At 49.4% G+C, this 5,437-nt stretch carries 4 protein-coding genes; all 4 read left to right on the top strand.

The features are described from left to right. The first annotated feature begins 31 nt into the window (after positions 1-31). Positions 32-265 carry a hypothetical protein gene (locus tag IAG03_RS13750; protein WP_249320675.1) on the top strand — a complete coding sequence of 78 codons (234 nt, stop codon included), beginning with the start codon at positions 32-34 and terminating at the stop codon, positions 263-265. Positions 266-371: 106 nt separating this feature from the next. Beyond that, positions 372-2,450 (top strand): GLUG motif-containing protein, encoded by a 2,079-nt coding sequence (locus tag IAG03_RS13755; RefSeq protein ID WP_249320677.1) that lies wholly within the window; start codon positions 372-374, stop codon positions 2,448-2,450. Between the two features lie 428 nt (positions 2,451-2,878). Further along, positions 2,879-3,937 carry an AAA family ATPase gene (locus IAG03_RS13760; RefSeq protein WP_249320679.1) on the top strand — a complete coding sequence of 353 codons (1,059 nt, stop codon included), beginning with the start codon at positions 2,879-2,881 and terminating at the stop codon, positions 3,935-3,937. A 145-nt stretch (positions 3,938-4,082) separates the two neighbouring features. Next, on the top strand, positions 4,083-5,339 hold the full coding sequence (locus tag IAG03_RS13765) for a plasmid recombination protein (RefSeq protein ID WP_249320681.1): 1,257 nt from the start codon (positions 4,083-4,085) through the stop codon (positions 5,337-5,339). The last annotated feature ends 98 nt before the right edge of the window (positions 5,340-5,437 follow it).

Genomic DNA, 5,437 nt, shown 5'->3' on the forward strand with positions numbered 1-5,437 from the left:
GCCTTAGAAATTATGGAAGGAGGACTTGACTATGGCAAACGGAAATGCGACAATTATTGTCGGCTCGGCTCGGCTCGGCTCGGCTCGGCTCGGCTCGGCTCGGCTCGGCTCGGCTCGGCAGGAGCATAGTGCCGTTTTTTCAGTGTGTCAAGTCTTATTTCATACAATTTATAACGAACCAGTTGCCGGAGACAGGGCGCATTATGCCTTGGCTTCGGCTTTTTGCGTTTGCCGGAAGGATGGTGGTTTGATATTGAAGTCCTAACCACGACCGGCAAATCGATCTTTTCCGGTTAAACCTTCTATCTTCTCTGGCGTGTCCGCTGTCGGAGGAAGAAAATAGCGGATAGAATTATTTTGGAGGAATAAAAATGAAGAAGAAACTTCTAAGCCTTCTGCTTGCGTTGTGCCTTGTGATGGCACTTGTTCCGATGACAGCGTTTGCAGAAGAGAACGAGCAAAGCAACAAAACCTCAATCACAACAGTAGATGAGCTTTTGCAATTTGCAAAAGCTGTGGACAATGGCGAATATGACGATAAAACAGATGCGGTTGTATCTCTTGATGCGGATTTGGATTTAACAGGTGTTGCGTGGAAACCGATTGGCAGCGTCTTTGACGGCGACGGAAATCTGCTGCACTACTTCAGCGGCAAATTTTACGGAAACGGACATACGATTTCCAATTTAGATTTTTCCGAAAACTATGGAAAGGCAGAGTATCCGGTTTTCGGATTTTTCAGCGTGGCTTACGGCGCTGAAATTTCCGGTTTGACAATTCAAGGCAAGCTGGATGTGTCCAATTCAGGGTATGTCTTTTTTGGAACAGTTGCGGGCGTTGCAGAAAACAGCAAAATTTCTGACTGCATTTCGGATGTATCGTTCACGGATACGGACAAATATATCAACGGCCCTACAGCTTTGTGCGGATATGCGATAAATAGCACGATTGAACACTGCCAAAACAAGGGGAATTTTTCAGTAACGACGGATACTACCTCTTTGCAGATGGGCGGTATCGTAGGTGTTGCTGACAACAGTACCGTACAGTATTGCGCCAATACAGGCGATATGACCTCTTGGACACCCCATACCGGCGGAATTGTTGGGCAGTTGTATCAAGGCTCAAAGATTATCAATTGTTATTCCACCGGGAAAATGGTTCCTCTTGGCCATGGCACTACGGATTTCGGCGGCATTGCAGGCACAGTTGGTGCAGGTACAGAAATCAGACATTGCTATTTCGCTGGTGAAATGGATTTATCTCAATATACTGCCACTACACCTTATAAGCGTTTGGGCGGTATTGCAGGCGGTGTTTCTTCTGATACACCTGTTTTTGAAAACAATTATTTCGTGGAAAATGAAAATGTCCCGGCTTGCTTTAAGTACCAGGATGCTGGAATAGAAAAGACCCTTGACTTTATGAAAACGGAAGATTTCTTTAATGAAATCACTGCTGCTGGTGGCAATTATCGATTTAATTCTAATGGAACACCCCTTTTGCCTGCACCTAAGTATACAGTTTCTTTTGTCGTAACACCTGCTGAATTGGCGAATGTAGTCATAAAAGTGAATGGTCAGGAAGTAGCAAACCCTGTTGATTTGGAAGCGGGTACTTATACTGTCGAAGTCAGCGCAGATAATTGCGAGGTTTTCAATCTCAATATTACGATTACAGCTGATACAGCAACTCATACGCAGACCATTGCAATGACTTATTTACCTGCCGACTACACTAAGGTCGACGAAGCCATTGCCAAGGCAAATGCACTGAACAAGGACAACTACAAGGACTTCTCTGCTGTAGAAACTGCTGTCAATGCTGTTGTCCGTGACAAGAATATCACTGAACAGAGCGAAGTGGATGCAATGGCGAAGGCTATTGAAGATGCCATTGCTGCCCTGCAATACAAGGATGCCGATTACACAAAGGTAGATGCAGCCATTGCCAAAGCAAATGCACTGAACAAGGATAACTACAAGGACTTCACCGGCGTGGAAGCCGCTGTGAATGCTGTGACCCGTGGTAAGAACCTTACGGAGCAGACCGAAGTGGATGCAATGGCGAAAGCTATTGAAGATGCCATTGCTGCCCTGCAATACAAGGATGCTGATTACACAAAGGTAGATGCAGCCATTGCCAAAGCAAACGCTTTGAAGAAGGATGACTACAAGGATTTCTCCGGTGTGGAAACCGCTGTCAAAGCTGTTGTCCGTGGTAAAAATATTACGGAGCAATCTGAAGTAGACAAGATGGCAAAGGCTATCGAAGATGCGATTGCTGCTCTTGAGAAAAAACCTGCCAGTACCAAACCGGGAACATCCGATAAGAGTCCGCAGACCGGCGATACAAGCAACCTTGCACTGTGGATTGCCCTGTTGTTCATCAGTGGCGGTGCAGCCATTGGCACAACGGTTGTAAGCAGGAAGAAAAAGTACAACAGATAATTGAATAGCGTTCCCTTGCTCCATCTTCCGAGCAAGACAAAAGCGTCGTAGCAATACGGCGCTTTTTTGTTACCCGGAAGCGACAAACAGCGACTTGTGAATGACGGACGGTAAGGATACCGCCGCCAAAACAAAGCCGCTCATATCGAAGGAAAACGCCCAAAATCGCCCCGAAACCATACAGCGGGGTCAGGTTTTGGGCGTTTCTGCGTTTCGGGAGCAAATCGGCAATTAGGCAGCGATAAGGAGGTGTCCATTATGCCCCGTATGCCGAAATACCTCAAGAGAGAATGGGCGTTCTTTCTTGATGAGCGTGGCAGGAAGAAATATAACGAGCTTTGCAGAAAATGCGAAAGGAGCTGCAAGCAGAGCTTCCGTGCCACCGTTATCCAATGCCCGCACTATCTATCGAAAAGGAGAACAAGACAATGACAGACTATCCAAACAACATTCCTGCAAAGCTGGAAATCATCAAGGCCAGCGAGATCACCCCGAAAGAGGTGCGCTGGCTGTGGTATCCCTATATCCCCTTCGGCAAGGTCACACTGCTGCAAGGCGACCCCGGAGACGGCAAGAGTAAGCTGATGCTTTCTCTTGCCGCTTTGCTTTCCAAGGGAGCACCGCTTCCCTTTGCCGATGAGGACGAGAGCGGCGAGCCGATGACCGTTATCTATCAGACCACCGAGGACGATGCAGACGATACCGTTGTGCCGAGATTTAATTCGGCAGGTGGTGATGGAGACAGGCTCATCTTCATCAAGGAGGACGAAAAGAGCCTGACCTTCGGGGATGACCGTATCCGTGAAGCCGTGGAGAAGTACCACGCCAAGCTGCTGATCCTCGACCCGATGAGTTCGTATATCGGTGACACCTGCTCGATGAACAACGCCAACGAAACGAGAGCCGAGTTTAACCACCTGATTGCCGTTGCCAAGGACACCGGCTGCGCCATTGTTATCATCGCCCATATGAACAAGGCGAAGGACACAAGCCCCCTCTATCGCACCAACGGCTCTATCGACATTGCCGGTGCGGCGAGAAGCATTCTTGCCGTCACACGCACGGCAAATAAGCAGAACCCCGCCGAGCGTTATCTGGTGCAGGTCAAGAGCAACCTTGCACCGATGGGGTCGGCTATTCTCTTTGAGGTAGCCGACAAGGGCGTAAACTTTCTTGATGAGATGGAGCTAAGTGCGGAGGATGCTTTCTCTGCTTCTGCGCCGAGGATGGGCAGACCGAATGCCCGTGAGGAAGCGGCAACGGATTTTATCCGTTCCCTGCTGTCGGGCGGCAGACGGCTGGCTTCCGATTGCGAAGCAAAGCTTGAAGCCGCAGGCTTCAAGAAATCAACCTACAAGAAGTCCAAAAAGAAAGCCGGAGTTCGCTCCGTGAAGGACGGCTTTCTTTGGTACTGGACTTTGCCGGAGGTTGAAAAACCGATTGAGAATGGGCAGGAAGTCACGGACGAGGACGACCTGCCTATTTGATTGAGGTTTTGAGGGAGGTCAAGGGAGGAAAGCCCTTGCCCACGACATCTTTGCAGCGAAGCTGAAAGTGTCATAGTGGGTTACGCACTTTGAAAAAGTTGCGTAACCCGCACCCCTCCCTTTCCGCTGACTGGAGGTGATGAGAATGGCGGAAGGAAACTGGAGCGTTATCCGAGTGGAGAAAATCTCCGCAGAGGGAGCGCAGAAAACCGAGCGACACAATGAGCGCAAGAACGAAAGCTACGCAAATCTCAATGTGGACACCGAGCGAATTGCCCGCAATGTTCACTTCAAGGACACGGGCGGTTTGACCTACAACGAGTATTTCCAGCGGCTCATTGACGAGGGCAAAATCTCCACAAGAGGACAGAAAGCCGGCGCAACGATCTTTAATGAGTTGGTCGTTGATGTGAACACAAGGTACTTTGAGGAGCACGGTGGATACGAATACGCCAAGCAGTTCTATGAGGAAGCCTATCGCTTCGGCTGTGAGATTTACGGCGAGGACAACATTGTGTCGGCGGTTATGCACGCCGATGAGATCAACAAGGCGGTGTCCGAAGAACTGGGCAAGCCGGTCTATCACTACCACCTGCACATCGTGGCGATCCCCACCGTCCGAAAAGAAATCCTGTGGTCGAAACGCTGCAAGGACGAAGCCCTGAGAGGTACGGTCAAGGAGGTCATCAACCAAGTTTCCCACTCAAAGAAGTGGAAGAACACCGTTCCTCTGCTGGACGAAAACGGGCAGCAGGTTATCAGCAAATACGGAAAGCCGATGTTCCGCAAGTCCTATTCCGTTCTGCAAGACAAGCTCTTTGCGCATATGACCGAAGCGGGTTTCACCGGCTTTGAGCGTGGCGTATTGGACAGCACAGCGGAGAATCTGAGCAGTCTGGATTATCAAATTCAGAAGGACAAGGAACGACTTGCCCACATTCAGGAACGCATTGAAGCCGAGCAGGTGCGCTATGAACCTGCTCACGAAGTCCGCAAGACAATGGCAGAGATTGAGGGTATGGGGCAGAAAACCATCACCGGCAAGATTGCCGTTTCCAAGGACGATTATCAGCAGCTCACGGCACTTGCAAAAGAGGGTATCACAAGCCGCAGTGAAATCCAAGATTTGAAAAGCAGCGTTTCCTACTATCAAAGGCAGTATTTCAATGCGTCCTCTGCTGTGGAGCGATTGCAGGAACGGTATGACCGGCTCAAAGAAAAATGCCAGCCGTTTTTGCAGGCACTGGAACACTTCCCGAAGCTGGTGGAGGCCTTTGTAGAGAAGGTCAAGGAGCTTTTCAGTATCAAGGAAGCGCAGGAGCGCAAGGAGCGGGAGGACAGAGCAGCCGCCCGAAAAGAACAATCTAAACCCCGTCGGGGCAGAAATGATTGGGAAAGATAATCCCTTCCATTACTATCCCGACTTTTTAACTTCTTCAACACTTGAATTACGGAGGTACGAAAATGAAAGACATTACAAGCACGATTACCAAGCCCCTC

Origin of the sequence: Yeguia hominis, from assembly GCF_014384705.1 — a bacterium.
Taxonomy (GTDB): Bacteria; Bacillota; Clostridia; order Oscillospirales; family Acutalibacteraceae; genus Yeguia; species Yeguia hominis.